Source organism: Streptomyces ferrugineus, assembly GCF_015160855.1.
GTDB classification, from domain to species: domain Bacteria; phylum Actinomycetota; class Actinomycetes; order Streptomycetales; family Streptomycetaceae; genus Streptomyces; species Streptomyces ferrugineus.
Window position 1 is genome coordinate 4205151 of sequence record NZ_CP063373.1, and the last position, 17471, is coordinate 4222621.

Sequence of the window (17471 nt, forward strand, 5' to 3'; positions counted from 1 at the left end):
GACTGCCATGGGCCTCGATCCGGCCCGTGCGCTCGGGGCGCTGCGGCTGTCGCTGGGCCGCTGGACGACGGCGGCCGGCATCGAGACGGCGGCGACGGCACTCACCAGGGCGATCGAGTGGCTTGTCAGCCCACGCGGATCACCGTGAACGTCTCTCCGTCCCTCGGCGGACGCGTCCAGGAACGGGTGGTGAACGTGTGCAGCCGCCCGTTCACGATGGCGTGACGTGGCAGGGACGCACCGAACTCCCCGGCCACCGCTTCCAGCAGCGGCCGCTCCGCCTCGGCGGCGTTGTCCAGGTCAGCGAAGAACCGGCTCGGGTCCAGCGCTTGCGGTATCTCCCCGCGCCGCTCGATCTCTCCGTTCGAGTAGGTGAACGCGTACTGCTCGACCCCGTCTCGCGCCACCGAAAGGTGGAAGTGCGGCTCCCCGAACCGCGGCCTCAGGCCGCTCCACACCACGATCGCACGGGTGCCCGCGCTGGCGCCCTCGGCCGGGGAGATCAATCGCCGCTGGTCGAAGGGGGCGGGTTCGCCGTCGAAGGCGAAGCTCCAGTCGGGGCCGGCCCGGCCGACCGCCATGAGAGCCCTGTCGTCGTAGGACGAGAACTCCCTCTGGTCGTTGAGAGATCTGCGGCGCGCGTCCCACAAGGTCATGGGTTCGTTCAGCGCGGTGTCGTCCCCGTCCGCGAGACGTGCGGGCAGCTCCGCCGGCTCCACCCCTTCCACGAGGACGAACCGGTAGGAGATGCGGTTGTTGCCCGGATCCGGCTCCGCGAGCCATGCCAGGTCGCCCGGGTCCAGCCCGGCCTCAGGACCCGGTGCCTCACCCGCCTGCCCGCCCCTTGGCGTGGACAGCAGCTCGCGGCCCCGCTCCGGGGTCAGCAGCGACCCGAGCACGGGGTCGGCCAGCCACCCCAGCGGCGCCAGGTGATCCGGTCCCAGCGGCTCCCACAGGGGCAGGGCATCCAACAGCGTCCGCCATGCGCCGTCGGTGTCTCCCCACCGCGCCGACTCCCGCGCCCGCTCGACCGCCTCCCCGAACGGCCCGGCCGCCGTGTACCGGTACTGGCCGCTTCTGACCTGATCCAGCGTCGCGTACGCCAGTGCCACCAAATCGTCGTCGGCGCCCCGCAGATGGAACCGCAGCGTGGAGTCGTCCCGGTACGAGTGCGCCGCGTGCTCGGCGACCAGCGGCGGCAGCAGATCGGGTGCGTACCGCGGGTCCGTCGCCAGGCCGTCGAAGTACACCATGTAGGACTGTCCGAGCAGACGGCGTATCTGGTCACCCAGCCCGGCGGCCCGCGGTCTGCCGTACTCCTTGGCCTCGTCCAGCGCCTTCACGGCCCGCTCCCAGCCGCCGCGCAGCGCCTCCAGCCGGGCCTCCTGCATCGACGCGTCCAGCCTCTGCGTCGTGTCGTTGACGAACGCCGGCGCCCCGTCGCCCCGGCGCGCCCGCAGGCTGTGGAACTGCCGGTACATGTCCCGCATGAACTCGAGGAAGTTCGCGTGCCGCTCGGGTGGCTCGGCCCGCCAGCTCGCCCACGTGTACACGGCCCACTCGCCGTGCTCGTCCATGTCCTCGGGATCCAGGAGGACGTGGGTGGCGTCGGACTCGACGTCGAGCTGCAGCCCGCGCCGCCAGAGGTCCGCCTCCCGCCGCTCCTCGGGCCCGGAGTCCTCGTCCAAGTACTCCTCGAACAGGTCCGCGAGTCCCGACTCGTTGTCGTGCCAGTGCGCGGCCGCGGTCCCCGCCAGCAGCCACACGAACCCGCCCGCGTGCCGCCACCCGTCACTGACCTCGAGGAACTCCCGGTACGACGGGGGCATCCGGCGGCCGAGGCGCTCCTCCATGGCCGCGATCCGCTCCTCGGTCGCGGGCGGGAACCCGAGCCATCGTGCCTGCCGGGCGCTCTCGTCGTCCTCGCTCCGAACGTCGTCGTCCGGCAGGGAATCGGCCCACTCCCCGCTCCATCCGAGCAGGAAGGACCGCCAGTCGAATGCCGTGGAATCCGTCATGCGTCCGATGCTGCCACCCGCCACTGACAACGCGTCGGCCGCGCACGGGAGTCACCGGGCCTTGAGCGTCACCAGATGCTCTCCGTGTGCCGTGCGCACCTCGTAGCGCACGATCTCGTCCATGTGCATCGCCGACGCGCCTGTCATGGTGTTCTCGCGGGCGTCGTGATGGGCGGCGGACCAACTGGTCACCGTCTCCTCCGAGCCGTCCCGGCCGATGGCCACCAGATGACAGGGGCGCGGACCGGCGCCGTCCTTCACCTTCAGCTCCACCTGGCTGCCGTACGCCTCGTTCTCGGTCGTGACCTGCGCCCACACCCCGGACCGCGCGTCGGTCGCCTCGACGACCTGGGCGCCCCTGTCGTCGCCGCTCGCCATGATCGCGACACCGGGGCCGGCGAGGGCGATCACCACCGAGGCGGCCACGGCGTACAGGGTGCGCCGGCGTCGGGCGCGACGGCGGACCGCCACCGCTTCGAGCAGCCGGTTCAGCATCTGCGGACCCGGCTTGGTCATGGGGTGCACGAATCGGGGCGTGGACCGCCGGTACAGCATCAACTGGCGGGTGATGGGCCCGAACTCGGTCACGTGTGCGGCGCAGCGCGCGCACTCCATGAGGTGGTCCTCGAAGCGGAACGCCTCCGCCTCGTTCAGCACGCCGAGCGCGTACGCGGCGACGTCGCGATGCCTCTCCAGGGACCTCATGCCGAATCCTCGTGCCGTTGGGTGCGGGGTGGGTTACTCCTTGCACCCACTGGTACGCACCAGACAGTCGAATCACTCAAGCCCCTTACCGAATCGCAACCCAAGGATTCGGAGCGGTCGGCGCCGAGGATTGGTCCGAGGAGAAAAGAACTTAAAAAAGATGGATGGCGAGGTGCCCGAGCGGCAGTCCGAGCTGCCACGCAGGGGTCCACACCTTGGGGCCCTCGTCCTCACCGACCGGTACGCCGCCGCCCGGCACCGCGTTCAGATCGGGCGCGAGCAGTTCGGTCTCCTGCAGCCAGCGCCAGGCCGCCTCGGCCAGCTCCAGGTCGGGCGCGGGCCCGCCGGAGTCGGCCGCCTGGGCCGCGAGGCCCGCGATGCGCTCGCGCACCCAGTCCTGCCACGGCTGGTCGTAGGCCGTCAGTGACAGCCAGGTCTCCAGCTGGGTGACCACCCGGATGCCGGAGAGCTCGCCGTCGGTGTCGGACAGGAAGATGGTGAGCGCCAGGGCGTCGCGCCCGGCGCGGAACTCGAAGGACGTCGGCGGCATGAGATCGCCGGTCCGCAGCAGCTCGTCGGCGATGTACTCGGCGTACAACCACGCCATGGGGACGGTGAGTTCGCCGCCGCCGGTGCCGTCCGTGCTCTCCTGACCTCTGTGCAGCATCCCTTCCTGCCTTCCTCCGGTGAGTGCGTCGCCCCACCCCGGGGCCGTGGGCCCTTGCCCAATCCGGAACACGGATGAGGACAGCCGATTACTCAACCGGGGTGTTCAGCAAGGCGCTTTACGGAGGTTTGACTCGCCCTTCGGTTTCACCGCAGGTCGGCCGCGTATCCGGGAAGCACCCGGCGCAGGGCGCGCAGCGCATAGTACGCGCGGGACTTCACCGTACCGGGCGGAATACCGAGGGTTTCCGCGGCCTCCGCAACACTCGCCCCTTGGAAGTACACGAGCACCAGGACTTCACGGTGCTCCGGAGTGAGTGTCTTCACAGCCTCGCGGACATCGAGCATCTCGGCGGCCCGCTCGGCGTGGTCGGAGATCACCCGCGCGTTCTCCAGAATCGCGTCCCCGACCTCCGGCGGCCGCGCCTGCCGGGCCCGCCGCGCGTCGATCGCGAGCCGCCGCCCGACCGTCAGCAGCCAGGGCCGTACGGAGTCGAAGTCGTCGGCGCGCAGGGCCTCGGGATGCTGCCAGGCGCGCACCAGCGTCTCCTGCACGAGGTCCTCGGCGCGCTGCCGGTCGCCGTCGCAGAGCCGGAGCAGCAGCGCGAACAGGGGCCGGCCGTGCTCGCGCTGCAGCGCGGCGAGCTCGTGCTCGGCGGTCGTAGTCCCGTTGGGGAGGGTGGTTCCGGCCGTCATGGCCGTATGGCATCGCAGGCGGCTGCTGTGGGACAGAGCACACACACGGATCTGCGGCGGACGGTCGATCGCGTCGGCGAACGGTTCGATGAACGGTCCCTTCCGCAAGCCGGGGCGCGCCGGACGGGCTAATCGAAGCGGCCGGATTGTTTGCGGGAGTGCACTATTTCGTACCTATTTTGGTGCGTATATACGACCACAAGGGGTGAGCTGATGATCGCACGCAGTCGGCTTGTGGCCATCGCTGCCACGGCTGTCCTCGCCGCAGGAGCCGCCTGCCAGGCCCACAACCGCGAGGCCTCGGGACGCCCGGCCCCCTCCGGGTCCCGGAGCTTCACCCTCGTCGCCTCGGGTGACGTCCTCCCGCACACCTCGATCATCGATCGCGCGCGCTTCGACGCGGGCGGCAAGGGGTACGACTTCCGTCCGATGTTCGCCGGCGTCAAACCCGTGGTCTCGGGCGCCGATCTGGCGCTGTGCCATATGGAGACCATCTACGGCGAGAACGGCGAGTACAGCGGCTACCCCCTCTTCAAGTCCCCGCCCGAAGTGGCCCGGGGCCTCGCCGCCACGGGCTACGACGGCTGCTCCACCGCCTCCAACCACAGCCTCGACGACGGGGCCGCCGGCATCCTGCGCACGCTGAACGCCCTCGATCAGGCGAAGGTGCGGCACGCGGGGACGGCGCGCACCGCGGGCGAGGCGCGCAGTGTGACGGTGCTGCGCGCGGGGGCGGCCAAGGTCGCGCATCTGGCGTACACCTACGGCGTCAACGACTTCCCGCTCCCGCCGGGCCAGCCCTGGGCGGTCAACCTGATCGACCGGGAGAAGATCGTCGCCGACGCGCGCGCCGCCCGGAAGGGGGGTGCCGACGTCGTCGTCGTGTCGCTGCACTGGGGCACCGAGTGGCAGGACGCGCCCGACGACGACCAGGTGAACCTGGCCCGTGAGCTCACCTCCGCCCGTTCCGGCGAGCGCCCCGACATCGACCTGATCCTCGGTACCCACGCCCATGTTCCGCAGGCCTACGAGAAGGTCAACGGCACGTGGGTGGTCTACGGCATGGGTGACCAGGTCGCCGGCGCGATGTACAACCACCAGGGCGTTCAGGACCCGCGCGGCAACCAGTCCACGCTGGCCCGCTTCACCTTCGCCCCGCCGAGCGAGGCCGGGGAACGCTGGGAGGTGTCGAAGGCCGAGTTCGTCCCGCAGCTGTTCGACATCGACGCCGGCCGGGTGCTCAACCTCAACCGGGCCATCGCCAAGGGCGCCGAACTGCGCGGGGTGCGGGACCGGATCCGGGAGGTCGTGCTGAGCCGGGGGGCCGGGGACGACGGGCTGGAGATGGGGGAGTAGGCCCATCCACGCCCGCCCGCCGGCATGGCCGTCAGTCCATGTCCACGTGGTCGAAGGTCTTCAGCATCTGCTTCAGCACCCGCACGCACGCCTGGAGCTCGTCCTCGGTCAGATCGCCGCCGACCTGCCGGTTCAGGGCGTGCTCGCGGGCGAGGATCGCGGTGATGACGGCCTGGCCCTCAGCCGTGATCCGGATCAGCGAGGAGCGCTGGTGCGCCGGATTGGGGGTGGCCTCGACCCACCCCCTGGCCGCCGCGTCGTTGACCATGCGCTGCACGAACTGCCGGGTCAGCGTCATGACCCGGCCCATCTGGGGCACCGTCATGGGCCCGTATCTGTGCAGCAGGACGAGGACGGAGCGCACGCCGACGGACACCCCCTCGACCTCCTCGCCCTGTTCGAGCTTGCGCAGGCCGCGCCGGTACAGCGCGCCGATCAGGTCGAACACCTCGCTGATCCGGTCGCCGAGATCGTCGGGGGAGAGGGGCTTGGCGGAGTCGCTCACCGGACCATCATGACACCTCGGTTGCCAAACCGCGGAGAAGATGACACCTTGGTTGTCATGACGACAGCGAAGAAGGCTTCGGATCTGCGCATGTTCGCCTCCGCCGACGGAGACCTCGCCCACCGCGACGCCGGGGCCGGGGACCTCGTGGTCCTGATCCACCCCGGATACGTCGACCACCGCTACTTCGACGACCAGATACCGGCCCTGGTCTCCGCCGGTCACCGCGTCATCGCGGCCGATGTACGCGGCCACGGCTTCTCCGCCAACGCGAGCAAGCCGTTCCGCTGGGCCGACGACCTCGGTGGCCTGCTGCGCCATCTCGATGCCGGGCCCGCGGTCCTGGTCGGCGCGTGCATGGGCGCGGCGGTCGTCACCGACACCGCCCTGGAATACCCCGAGCTGGTACGCGCGGTGGTCGTCAGCGGCGGCGGGACCAGCGCGTTCGAGTACTCCGACCCGTGGACGAAGGAGCGGGCCGCCGAGTCGGCGCGCATGCTGGGCGCCGGCGACGTCGCCGCCTGGGTCGAGGCCTTCGCCAAGAACGTGGTCGGGCCGCACCGCACCCTGGACGAGGTGGACCCCGACGCCGTGCGCAGGATGCGGGAGATGGCGGCCCACACCATCGCCAAGCACACCCTGGGCGAGAAGGACTGGCACGTGCCCCTCGCCGACCCCTGGAGCCGGGTGCCGCAGATCGACGTGCCCGTGCTCGCCATCCATGGCGCGCTCGACGCGGCCGACGGCATCGAGATGGCCGAACGGCTCGTCCACGGCGTGCGCGACGGCCGCTCGGTGACCATCGAGGACACCGGGCACTTCCCGAGCCTGGAGCGGCCCGAGACCTTCAACCGGATCCTGCTCGACTTCCTGCGGACCCTGTGACGCCCCGTCGCCTCAGCGTGCGACCACGTAACTCAGGTCCTGCACGCTGAGCGACGCCGGCCTCAGACGCAGCCACACGGTGCCGCGCTCCGCCGGGTCGTCGTGCAGATAGTGCACGAACCGCGGATCCCAGCGGCCCTCGTCCGTCCCCAGATAGCGCGTCAGCTTGCGCCGGCCGCGAGGGACGTCGAAGGCCACGAGTTCGGCTTCGCCCCGCGCGATCACCTGGCGCACCAGGCCCGTCGCCGGATCGCACTCGTCGACCACGAGGGCCACCGCCGGGTCCTCCCGGACCCGGTGCACCAGCCGCGCCCACGGCCCGGTCAGGATCCAGAAGGCGCCGTCCTCCCAGAGGAACCAGACCGGGCGCACCGTCGGCCCGTTGGTCGCGATGCGCGCGGTCAGCGGCTGCCGGAGGAAGGCATCGACGTCGAAGTCGGTCACCACAGCATCCTCGGGCAGCCGACCACCCCGCGCATCAGGCCCGGACTCGTCCCTTCGCCCTAGGCCCCAGTCGTCAGATTCCCGCCTGCCGCGCGGCGCCATGCACGCTCCTGCACGCGCGAACCGGCTTCGCTCGGCTCGCGCGGGGGCGCCCCCGTCGCGGCGGGCGCGCGGCCCGCCCTTCGGGCGACGGGAATTCGACGACAGGGGCCCAGGCCCCGCGGCGGGCTACGGCACCACCGTCACCGGCCACCGACCGGCCTTGACCAGCCGAATCGCGACCGACCCCACGATCCGGTGCCCCGCCTGCTCCGACGCGCCCACCACCACGGCGTCGGCCTTCAGATCGTCCGCCGCCTTCACCAGCCCGCTGAAGGGATCGCCCTGGAACGTGTGGAACTCCCAGCGGACGTCGAATATCCCCTTCAACCGCTCCGTCGCGTCCCGGATCTGGGCGATCAGATCCTCGGCGATCTCGTTGGTCGTCTCCGCGACCGGCGCCCCGAGTGCCGCGCCCGCCGCCATCACCGGCTGCACGTACACCACGGCGAGCAGCGCGTTCTGCCGCCGGGCCAGACCACCGGCGTACGCCGCCGCGCGCAGCGAGGAGTCGGAGCCGTCCACCCCGACCACGATGACCTTGGGCCCGTCCGTGCCCCGCTCGAACCGGTGCGCGTGCTGTTCCGTCACGGCAGGAGGCTATCGGAGGTCGCAGATCCGCCCGCCGGCCGGGACGCTCGACGGGCGAGGAGGCCCGGGGCTTCCTACAGTCGGAACATGAGTGCCACCGTGGAGGCCGCACGGGACAAGGACACCACGGGCCCCATACGGCCGCCCGGCCATGGCCTGACCAGCAGGGTGCCGGAAGGTTTCGCGACCTTCCTCGGCGCCCTCGGACTGCTCTGCGCCCTGCTGGCCCTCATCCCACCGCTGCGCACCGGCCTGCGCCCGGTCGTGCGCGCCCTCGACGAGATCATCGTCCCCGTCAGCGCCAACCTCGCCTACGCCGTCTTCCTCTTCCTGCTCGCCGCCGCCACGGCCGCCCGCAAGAAGATCGCCTGGTGGCTGCTCGTCGTCCATCTCGGCCTGCTCGTCCTCACCGACGCCCTCGGCACGGCCCTCGGCGACTACTCGGGCTCCATACCCTCCCTCGTCGTGTGCGGCCTCGCCCTGGCCCTGCTCGTCGTCGCCCGCAGGGAGTTCTACGCCGCCTCCCGCCACGGAGCCGTACGAAGAGCCCTCGGCGTCCTCGTCGTCGGGCTCGCCGCCGGGATCCTCGTCGGCTGGGGGCTCGTCGAACTGTTCCCCGGCACACTGCCGCAGAGCCAGCGACTGGCGTGGGCCGCCGACCGGGTCTGCGGCGGCCTCGTCTCCGGCGCCACCTACGACGGACGGCCACCGCACCCCCTGTACTTCCTGCTCGGCCTGTTCGGCGCGCTCGCCCTCCTCAACGCCGCCGCGACGCTGTTCCGCTCGCAGCGCATGGAGGCCGCCCTGCACGACGACGAGGAGGCCCGCGTCCGCGCCCTCCTCAAGGCCTACGGCGACCAGGACTCCCTCGGCTACTTCGCCACCCGCCGCGACAAGGCCGTCGTCTTCTCACCCAGCGGCAAGGCCGCCGTCACCTACCGCGTCGAGGCCGGCGTCTGCCTCGCCAGCGGGGACCCGGTCGGCGACCGGGAGGCCTGGCCGCACGCCATCGCCGTCTGGCTGGACCTGGCCCGCCGCTACGCCTGGGTGCCCGCGGCGATGGGCGCCTCCGAGGACGGGGCCACCGCCTACGCCCGCTGCGGACTCGGCGCCCTCCAACTCGGCGACGAGGCGATCCTGCGCGTGCAGGACTTCGACCTCGAAGGCCGCGACATGCGGATCACCCGGCAGGCCGTCCACCGCGTCCGCCGCACCGGAGCCCACTGCCGTATCCGCCGCCACCGCACCCTCACCGAGGCGGAGATGGGAGAGGTCATCGGCAAGGCCGACGCCTGGCGCGACACCGAGACCGAACGCGGCTTCTCCATGGCCCTGGACCGCCTCGGCGACCCGGCCGACGGCGACTGCCTCCTCGTGGAGGCCCTCGGCGAGGACGGCCAACTGCTCGCCGTGCTGTCCTTCGTGCCGTGGGGCAGGGAGGGCATCTCCCTGGACCTGATGCGCCGTGACCGGGGCGCCCCCAACGGCGTCATGGAGTTCATGGTCGCCGAGCTGTGCGCCGCGGCCCCGAAGCTGGGCATCCGCCGGATCTCCCTGAACTTCGCCGTCTTCCGCTCGGTGTTCGAGGAGGGCGCCCGCATCGGCGCCGGACCCGTACTGCGGCTGTGGCGGCGACTGCTGCTGTTCTTCTCCAAGTGGTGGCAACTGGAGGCCCTCTACCGCTCCAACGCCAAGTACGACCCGCAGTGGTTCCCCCGCTTCCTCTGCTACGGCGAGGCCGCCTCCCTCGCCCGCATCGGCCTCGCGTCCGGCATCGCCGAGGGATTCGTCTCCGTACCGTCCCTGCACAAGCTCCGCAGAAAGGGGCACCCGCGTGGCGGGCCCCGCCCCGCGACCACCGAAGGACTGCCCTCGCTGGCGGCGCTCGGCCTCGACGGAGGGGACGAGGCCGGGGCGGCCGGGCCGGATGCGGGCCTGCCCGAGCAGGTCCGCATCCGGCACCACACCCTCGACCGGCTGCGCGCCGACGGCGTCGACCCCTACCCGGTGGGCATCCCGCACCGCACCCACGCCCTCGCCGACGTCCAAGCGGGCGAGCAGGTCACCGTGGCCGGCCGGATCATGCTGGTGCGCGACTTCGGCGGCCTCGTCTTCGCCGTGCTGCGCGACTGGTCCGGCGACCACCAACTCGCCCTCACCCGCAAGGACACCGGCGCCGCCCTCGACCGCTTCACCGCCGACACCGACATCGGCGACCTCATCAGCGCCACCGGCCTGGCCGGCACCAGCGACAAGGGCGAGCCGACCGTCTTCGTCACCTCCTGGCAGCTCATCGGCAAGTGCCTGCGCCCGCTGCCCGACAAACGCCGGGGCCTCGCCGACCCCGAGGCCAAGGTCCGCCTGCGCTACCTCGACCTGGTCTCCAGCCCCGCCGCCCGCGACGTGGTCCGCACCCGCTCCACCGCCGTACAGGCGGTGCGCCAGGGCCTGCTGGAACGCGGCTTCCTCGAGGTGGAGACGCCGGTGCTGCAGCAGATCCACGGCGGCGCCAACGCCCGCCCCTTCACCACCCACATCAACGCCTACGACCTCGACCTCTATCTGCGCATCGCCCCCGAGCTGTACCTGAAACGGCTGTGCGTGGGCGGCCTGGAGAAGGTCTTCGAGATGGGCCGCACCTTCCGCAACGAGGGCACCGACTACAAGCACAACCCCGAGTTCACGATCCTGGAGGCCTACCAGGCGTACGCCGACTACGACGTGATGCTCGACCTCGTCCGCGAGCTGATCCAGGGCGCCGCGACGGCCGCCTTCGGCTCGCCGGTCGCCCGCAAGGACGGCACGGAGTACGACATCTCCGGGCAGTGGCCGGTCAAGACGGTGTACGGCGCGATCTCCGAGGTCCTGGGGGAGGAGATCGACCCCGACACCGAACTCCTGCGGCTGCACCGTCACTGCGACCGCGTGGGCGTGCCGTACACCGCCGACGACGGCCACGGCGACGTCGTCCTGGAGATGTACGAGCGCCTCGTCGAGGAGAAAACCCACCTGCCGACCTTCTACAAGGACTTCCCCACCGACGTCTCCCCGCTCACCCGCCGGCACCGCGTGGACCCCCGCCTCGCCGAGCGCTGGGACCTCGTCGCCTTCGGCACCGAACTCGGCACCGCCTACTCCGAACTCACCGACCCCGTCGAACAGCGCCGCCGCCTCACCGCCCAGTCCCTGCTCGCCGCCGGTGGAGACCCCGAGGCCATGGAACTCGACGAGGACTTCCTCGACGCCCTCGAATACGCCATGCCCCCCACCGGCGGCCTGGGCATCGGCGTCGACCGCCTCGTCATGTTCCTCACCGGCCTGACCATCCGTGAGACCTTGCCGTTCCCCTTGGTACGCAGCCGCTGAGTGACCCGCTCGGCCCCGACCGTGGGCCGCGTGGGTGTTTTCATACCGCCGTCCCGGTGTCGTACTGGTGCGTCGGTCTCGAATCGGGCGACGGATGAGTCATGACGAAGGATCAGTTGCCCCGGGGTCTGCTCAGCCGGCGCCGTGCGCTGCTCGCCGGTGCCGCGGCGGTCGGAGCCGCCGGCAGCGCCGGGCTGTTCACGACGTTCGCGGGCGACGAGCCGGTCCGGCGGCACCCCGCCCCGGCCGCGGGCCCGCAGGCGCGCCCCGCGCTCAAGCCCTCCGCCTACCGCCTCCAGCCGCTGATGGGATACGGCCCGCCCAAGGCGGCACCCCGCCGGACCCTGGTACGGCGCGCACCCCTGCTGCGGGTGTCCGGACGCGGCCGCACGATGGTGCTGACCTTCGACGACGGGCCCGACGCCCGCTACACCCCGTACATCCTGGACACCCTGCGCGAGTACGACGTGCGCGCGATGTTCTTCGTGTGCGGCGAGATGGTCGCCGACAACAGGGGCCTCCTGGCCAGGATGGCCGACGAGGGCCATGTCGTCGGCAACCACACCTGGTCCCACCCGCTCCTCACCCGGCTCGGCCGCGGCAGGATCCGCAGGGAGATGGAGCGCACCTGCGACATCATCGAGGAGTCGTACGGCGAGCGCCCCGCCTGGTTCCGCGCCCCCTACGGCGCCTGGAACCGCGCCGCCTTCCAACTCGGCGCCGAACTGGGCATGGAACCGCTCGCCTGGACCGTCGACACCCTCGACTGGACCAGCCCCGGCACCGCCACCATCGTCGACCGGGTGCGGGACGGCGCCGCCCCCGGCGTCGTGGTGCTCTCGCACGACGCCGGGGGCGACCGTTCCCAGAGCGTCCTGGCACTGCGCGCCTATCTGCCGCGGCTCCTTGACGCCGGGTATCACCTCACCGTTCCCGAATGGCATTACGCGTGACGGCTTTCGCCGCCCGACCGGGAAATCCTCAGCGGACCTCGACCAGGCTGGCGAAAGCGACGACGTTCCCGTCATAACCGGTCTGCTTGGAGAAACCGCCGCCACAGGTGATGACCCGCAATTCGGCGTTTCCCTTGGAGGCGTAGACGCGGTCGCCGGGGAAGTTGTTCTTCTGGAACACCTCGATGCCGTACACCTCGAAAACGGCCGTCTTTCCGTCCTGGCGGGCGATCTCGACGCGATTGCCCTTCGCCAGGGAGCCGAGCCCGTAGAACACGGCGGGTCCCTGCAGGTTGTCGACATGGCCGACGACCACCGCGGTGCCCTTCTCGCCCGGCGAGACGGAACCGGTGAACCAGCCCGCCAGATTGGGGTCCTCCGGCGGTGGCGCGCCGACCCAGCCGTCCGCGTCCAGGCCGACCGGGATCATCGGCGCGTCGACCTGGATCCCGGGGATCCTGACCCGGTCCGGCAGCGAGAACGGCAACGGCTGGGCGGCCCGGGCGAGAACGGAGCCGGGCGGCTGCCGGTCCGCCGCGGCCGCCGAGGCGGGCTGCGGCGGACCCTCGTCGAACTCCCCGGAGCCATTGCGAATGAGCGCGAGACCGGTCAGCAGGACAAGCGCTATCACACCCCACGGAGCGCGCTTCTTCCGCCGCTCCTCCTCTTCGGGTAGCTCGAAACCGGACATTCGACTTCCCCTCTCGACGCGGCCGTCGCCACGTCATTCGCGCATACGAAAACGCTAAGTCCCGCGCGTGAAACCGGCGACGGGGCAGAGACGAACGGGTGGCCCGAACTCCTGCGGTGCGCCATCCGAGTTGCCACCGGCCGGAAAATTCTGACAGTGCGTGACCTGCGGCAATTCCGATTGCGGGGTGGTCCCTCGGCGTGTCCTCTCACCAATACGGACCATCGCCGAAATGCGGCCCCGGGCAGGGCAACTGAGGGTCTTTCTTGGAGGCGCTTTCTCGCCGATCGATACCGGGGACGGTACCCGGGGCGTCTTCCGCGGAGGATCACATGCGAACCACTCGAACCCTGGCGGCCGCCGCCACCGCGGTAGCCGCCCTCGGCCTGGCCACCCCCGCGGCCACGGCACGCGACGGCATGCCCGTCGGCCCGAGCAACATCGTCGCCCTGCCCAGCGTCATCGCCCGCGGCGGGCAACTGACCATCACCGTGGACGGCTGCCCCCGCGGCGGCACCGCGACCTCGGACGCGTTCCGGCCCACTACGCTGACCCCGTCCCACGGCAGTACCGCCAAGGGCACGGCGACGATCGACCGGCACGCGAGGCCGGGCGCGCACAGCATCACGGTCCAGTGCCATGGCTCCAGCAGGCCCCTGACCCACCCCAACGCCTTCACCGTCATCGGCGGCGTCCGCGGCGGCCTCGGCGGCAGCACCTCCACGGGCGCGACCCCGACCGACATGGCCATCGGAGGCGGGCTGATCGCCGTGGCCGTCATCGGCGGCGGTGTGTTCTGGATGCGGCGGCGCGCGGAGAAGCGGATCTGATCCGTTGCCGATGCCGGACAGGAAGACAGTCCAACGTCCTCAGGCCTTCGCCCCGGATCCCTGATGGGGATCCGGGGCGAAGGCCTGAGGACAAGATGTGCCGGCGGGACAAGTTGTGTCGGCGACGGCGTCAGGCGCCGTCCTGGTCGGCGTCGGTGCGGCGCCCGGAGAGGCTGTACGTCGTGCCGAGTACGGCCGTGACGAGCACGGCGCCCAGGCCGATCTCCTTCAGATCCAGTCCGGCGAGGCTGCCGCCCGCGCCCGCCCGGACGCCATGCTGCGGGAGGTGGGGCCGTTCCGGCCGGCCGCCGGCGATGGTGAGGTCGACGGTCTGCCAGAAGGTGCCGCAGTAGAACGACACCTCGTACACGGCACCGGGCTTGGCGTCCCGGTCGACCGTGGCCGTGGCCGTCGTCCGCCCCCGGGGAATGGTGACCGTGTCGAAGACCCCCGACGAGACCGTCACGCTCTGCTCGCAGCCCGTCGCCCGCAGCCGGACCTGTCCACCGGGCGCGATGGTGGTGGGCAGCACGGTGGCCCAGAAACCGGAGTTGTCTCCGTGCGCCTGAGCGGTGGGGGCGGTCACGGCGAGAGCGCCGACGCCCAGCAGTGCGGCAGTGACGACACGTATCGCGCGCATGGTGTCCCTCCGGTCCCCGAGGAGCAGTCGCGGACCTTTTCCGCTTCCGGGAGAAATGCACCTCGATGAGCGAAACGCTAGGAAGGCGGGCGCACTTGCGCGATCGGTGTCGTACGAACGGGTCAAGCGGGTGGGCCGGTCAGGGGACGGCGTTCGCCGCCGTCCCCCGGTGAGGGGCCGTCAGCCCCCGAGGTGCGGGAAGAGCGCGCGGAACGGCTCCATCGACGCCGTCACACCGCGGCTGTACGGATCGTCGAAGTCCCAGATGAGAAAGAGCAGGAAGGCGATCAGCGCCGAGAACAGCCCGGCGAGGATCAGCTCACGGGTCGTACGCCGGATCTGCAGGGCGAACACCATCCCGATGGTGACGACACCTCCGGCCAGCAGTCCGAACCACACCACGCCCGGCATGGTGTCCCCGGTCGAGTTGGCGCGGGCGTTGCGCGCCTGGTCCGCCGCGGTCACCTGGTCGAGGAGCGGCTGGTAGGCCTGCGCCTCGAAGTCCGTCTTCGGCTCGTAGTCGGTGACGTCCTCGCGTACCCGCTGAAGCAGTTCGGCGCCGCGTTCGGTGACCGCGCCGTGCTCGGACATGTGCTGCCACTCCTTGGTGACGACGTGTCCGACATAGGCGTTGACATCGTCCCGAATGCGGTCGCGGACGTCGGCCGGATAGACCCGGACCCGCTCCGAGACCTCGTGCAGCGCCACGGCCTCCGCCTGGACATGGTCCTGGGCGGCGCTGCGGGCCTCCCACACCCCGGCGATGGCCAGGCCCAGCACGATGGCATAGACCACGCCGATCCACATCGTCATGTACTCGATGACGTCCGGTGTCTCGGAGGGGTCCTCGTCTTGGGGTGCCGTGCGGTGCCGAACGAGGGTGATGACGACCACCACGGCGCAGGCGGCCAGCATCGCGAGGGTGAGAACAAGCCATTCCGGCAACAGGGGCCTCCAGGATCAGCGCGGACGGAGCGCGGCGACGGCGGCGATAGCGGGCGCCGCGATGAGCAGGACGAAGGTCAGGGGCGACGGGGCGTCGTGCGTCGCCCGCCGGTGCGATGTGGCGCGGTAGGGCGGGTAGTGCACGGTGGAGGCGGAGGGACTCGGGGTGGGCTCGGCCGACGGCTTCGGCGTGGGCTTCGGGGTGGGTGTGGGCGTGGGGGTGGGTGTCGGGGTCGGCCGCGGCCGGGGCGGTGCGGGCTGGGGTGCCGGCTTCGCCGGTGGCGGTGGCGGTGGCGGTGGCGGTGGGGGAGGCGGGGGCTCGGGTTTCGGGGTGTGGGTGGTCTTCGGCGGCGGTGACGTGGGCGTGGGGTCCGGTGTGGGCGTCGGCGTGGGGGTCGGTGTCGGTGTCGGCGGTGGGCACTGAGTCGGCGTCGGCCAGGTGTCCCCGACGATCGCGACCGACGCCGCGCCGTCCGGGCCGGTGTCGGCGTACGCGCAGACCGTCGCCCCGGCCGCACCGGCCGGCGCGGACACCAGCAGCCACGTCAGCGTCGCCACCGTCAACGTCCTTGCGACCAAGCCGGATTGGGTCGGTTTGAGTCCATGCACGACGAAGATCTTGAGGCCACTTCCCGCCTGTACACGCCCGAGGGCGGAGGGAATGCCCCGAACGGGCGACGGATGGCGCTCGAAAGGTTTGAACAGGCGACCTGCGCGTAACCGCCGGGGCGCACGCGCGTGCGACGGGCACAGGTTTCGGAAAGAAATTTGTGCGCCGGTTGAACACGCCAGTGGCTTTCATGCGTACCCCTGGTCGTGCGGCGGCGCAGCAGGGCGCTGCAACACCCTTGTGATGATCGGGGAGTTGACGATGAAGACCTCGTGGCGGAGCGCCTCGCTCGTGGTGAGCGCCGTGGCCGTGGCCGCGCTGACGACGGCATGCGGCTCGGAGACCGCCCCGCCGGCGAGCAGCCAGAACGTGGGGGCCACTGCCGCGGCCGGTGACTACGGAAACAGTGCCGGCCTCGGGTCCGGATACGACGCGGGCGCGGCGGGTCAGGAGGGCGGCGCCTCGCCGTCCGCGGCTGCCGGCGCGAGCGCCGGTGAACTGGCCGTGGCCACCAATGAGGAACTCGGCGAGCTGCTGACCGACAGCGCCGGTATGACGCTCTACCGCTTCGACAAGGACACCGCCGACCCGCCGAAGTCGAACTGCGACGGCGACTGCGCGAGCAAGTGGCCGCCGGTCCCCGCGGACGACGCCACGGCCGGCAAGGACGTCGACAGTTCGGTGCTCGGCTCGGTCACCCGGTCCGACGGCACCAAGCAGCTCACGATCGACGGCTGGCCCGCGTACCGCTATGCGAAGGACGCCAAGGCCGGCGACGTCAACGGCCAGGAGGTGGGCGGCACTTGGTACGCGCTCGCCCCTGACGGCAAGAAGGCACAGGGCGGTTCCGGTGGCGGCGCCGCCGGCGGCGGCGGTGCCGAGGCCGCCGACCTGCCGGGCCTGTCCACGCGCAAGGACCCCAAGCTGGGCGAGATCGTCATCGACAAGAACGGCCACACGGTCTACCGCTTCATGAAGGACACCCAGTGGCCGATGTCGACCAAGTGCACCGGCGAGTGCCTCGACAAGTGGCCCGTCGTCGCCCCGGTGGACGCCAAGGACACCAAGGGCATCGACCTTCAGGGCTCCACCCCCAACCGGGGCTACGTCGTCTTCGACCGCCCCGACGGGATCAAGCAGCAGTCCATCGACTGCGTCCCCATCTACACGTTCGCGGGCGACAAGAAGCCCGGTGACACCAACGGTCAGGGCGTCGGCGGCACATGGTTCGCCGTCCGCCCCGACGGAAAGCCGGTCGGCGCGTCGGAGAAGTAGAGATCACACCTCCCCAGGGTTGATCGCCTCACCCAGCCGAGCAGGACCACGGAAGGGAGGGATGACGACAGCGAGAGTGCCGGACGAACGGCCGGCGCGCCGACTCACCGGTCCGCCCCCTGAAGCTTCACGCGCAGGGGGCGGGCCGGTTTGCCTGCATTTACCGGCACGTGCCACTGGCAGTGACCGGGAACGG

The 17471-nt window shown here is 71.3% G+C and carries 18 protein-coding genes; 7 read left to right on the forward strand and 11 right to left on the reverse strand.

Annotation, left to right across the window (positions count from 1 at the left end; all coding sequences use genetic code 11):
* The first annotated feature begins 7 nt into the window (after positions 1 to 7).
* Positions 8 to 148: a hypothetical protein gene (locus IM697_RS44660; protein ID WP_228044754.1), complete on the forward strand. Its 141-nt coding sequence runs from the start codon at positions 8 to 10 to the stop codon at positions 146 to 148.
* Here IM697_RS44660 and IM697_RS19230 read toward each other — a convergent pair.
* From IM697_RS19230 to IM697_RS19245, 4 genes are all read right to left on the reverse strand, one after another.
* Entirely contained in the window at positions 126 to 2018 is a 1893-nt protein-coding gene (locus IM697_RS19230) for an SMI1/KNR4 family protein (RefSeq protein ID WP_194048934.1), read from the reverse strand. The genes IM697_RS44660 and IM697_RS19230 overlap by 23 nt on opposite strands.
* Before the next feature lie 51 nt (positions 2019 to 2069).
* A complete protein-coding gene (locus tag IM697_RS19235; RefSeq protein WP_194048935.1) occupies positions 2070 to 2723 on the reverse strand; it encodes a zf-HC2 domain-containing protein in 654 nt (217 codons plus the stop codon).
* A gap of 151 nt (positions 2724 to 2874) precedes the next feature.
* On the reverse strand, positions 2875 to 3390 hold the full coding sequence (locus IM697_RS19240) for a hypothetical protein (RefSeq protein ID WP_194048936.1): 516 nt from the start codon (positions 3388 to 3390) through the stop codon (positions 2875 to 2877).
* Positions 3391 to 3536: 146 nt separating this feature from the next.
* The gene (locus IM697_RS19245) at positions 3537 to 4085 is read right to left on the reverse strand and encodes a sigma-70 family RNA polymerase sigma factor (RefSeq protein ID WP_194048937.1); all 549 of its coding nucleotides are present in this window, start codon (positions 4083 to 4085) and stop codon (positions 3537 to 3539) included.
* 213 nt (positions 4086 to 4298) lie between these two features.
* On the opposite strand from IM697_RS19245, the gene IM697_RS19250 reads away from it, so the two are divergent.
* Positions 4299 to 5441, forward strand: a complete 1143-nt coding sequence (locus IM697_RS19250; protein ID WP_194048938.1) for a CapA family protein — start codon at positions 4299 to 4301, stop codon at positions 5439 to 5441.
* Between the two features lie 31 nt (positions 5442 to 5472).
* On the opposite strand, the gene IM697_RS19255 is transcribed toward IM697_RS19250, so the two are convergent.
* Positions 5473 to 5946, reverse strand: a complete 474-nt coding sequence (locus tag IM697_RS19255; protein ID WP_194048939.1) for a MarR family winged helix-turn-helix transcriptional regulator — start codon at positions 5944 to 5946, stop codon at positions 5473 to 5475.
* Positions 5947 to 6003: 57 nt separating this feature from the next.
* On the opposite strand from IM697_RS19255, the gene IM697_RS19260 reads away from it, so the two are divergent.
* Positions 6004 to 6831: an alpha/beta fold hydrolase gene (locus IM697_RS19260; RefSeq protein ID WP_194048940.1), complete on the forward strand. Its 828-nt coding sequence runs from the start codon at positions 6004 to 6006 to the stop codon at positions 6829 to 6831.
* A gap of 12 nt (positions 6832 to 6843) precedes the next feature.
* Here the strand turns inward: IM697_RS19260 and IM697_RS19265 are convergent, their stop codons facing one another.
* Both IM697_RS19265 and IM697_RS19270 read right to left on the reverse strand, forming a co-directional pair.
* A complete protein-coding gene (locus IM697_RS19265) occupies positions 6844 to 7275 on the reverse strand; it encodes a pyridoxamine 5'-phosphate oxidase family protein (protein ID WP_228044756.1) in 432 nt (143 codons plus the stop codon).
* A 228-nt stretch (positions 7276 to 7503) separates the two neighbouring features.
* On the reverse strand, positions 7504 to 7965 hold the full coding sequence (locus tag IM697_RS19270) for a universal stress protein (RefSeq protein WP_194048942.1): 462 nt from the start codon (positions 7963 to 7965) through the stop codon (positions 7504 to 7506).
* 87 nt (positions 7966 to 8052) lie between these two features.
* On the opposite strand from IM697_RS19270, the gene lysX reads away from it, so the two are divergent.
* Entirely contained in the window at positions 8053 to 11331 is a 3279-nt protein-coding gene (gene lysX / locus IM697_RS19275) for a bifunctional lysylphosphatidylglycerol synthetase/lysine--tRNA ligase LysX (RefSeq protein ID WP_194048943.1), read from the forward strand.
* 101 nt (positions 11332 to 11432) lie between these two features.
* Positions 11433 to 12284, forward strand: coding sequence for a polysaccharide deacetylase family protein (locus IM697_RS19280; RefSeq protein ID WP_194048944.1), 852 nt, complete (start codon positions 11433 to 11435; stop codon positions 12282 to 12284).
* Positions 12285 to 12312: 28 nt separating this feature from the next.
* Here the strand turns inward: IM697_RS19280 and IM697_RS19285 are convergent, their stop codons facing one another.
* A complete protein-coding gene (locus tag IM697_RS19285; protein WP_194048945.1) occupies positions 12313 to 12975 on the reverse strand; it encodes a class F sortase in 663 nt (220 codons plus the stop codon).
* A 332-nt stretch (positions 12976 to 13307) separates the two neighbouring features.
* On the opposite strand from IM697_RS19285, the gene IM697_RS19290 reads away from it, so the two are divergent.
* Positions 13308 to 13805, forward strand: coding sequence for a hypothetical protein (locus IM697_RS19290; protein WP_194048946.1), 498 nt, complete (start codon positions 13308 to 13310; stop codon positions 13803 to 13805).
* Between the two features lie 130 nt (positions 13806 to 13935).
* On the opposite strand, the gene IM697_RS19295 is transcribed toward IM697_RS19290, so the two are convergent.
* The 3 genes from IM697_RS19295 to IM697_RS19305 form a co-directional block, all read right to left on the reverse strand.
* Positions 13936 to 14445: a hypothetical protein gene (locus IM697_RS19295; protein ID WP_194048947.1), complete on the reverse strand. Its 510-nt coding sequence runs from the start codon at positions 14443 to 14445 to the stop codon at positions 13936 to 13938.
* A 180-nt stretch (positions 14446 to 14625) separates the two neighbouring features.
* Complete coding sequence (locus IM697_RS19300; RefSeq protein ID WP_194048948.1) at positions 14626 to 15390, reverse strand: bestrophin-like domain; 765 nt, start codon at positions 15388 to 15390, stop codon at positions 14626 to 14628.
* 15 nt (positions 15391 to 15405) lie between these two features.
* Entirely contained in the window at positions 15406 to 15948 is a 543-nt protein-coding gene (locus IM697_RS19305) for a hypothetical protein (protein WP_194050168.1), read from the reverse strand.
* 313 nt (positions 15949 to 16261) lie between these two features.
* Here IM697_RS19305 and IM697_RS19310 point away from each other — a divergent pair, with 313 nt between their 5' ends.
* A complete protein-coding gene (locus IM697_RS19310) occupies positions 16262 to 17275 on the forward strand; it encodes an SCO0930 family lipoprotein (protein WP_194048949.1) in 1014 nt (337 codons plus the stop codon).
* The last annotated feature ends 196 nt before the right edge of the window (positions 17276 to 17471 follow it).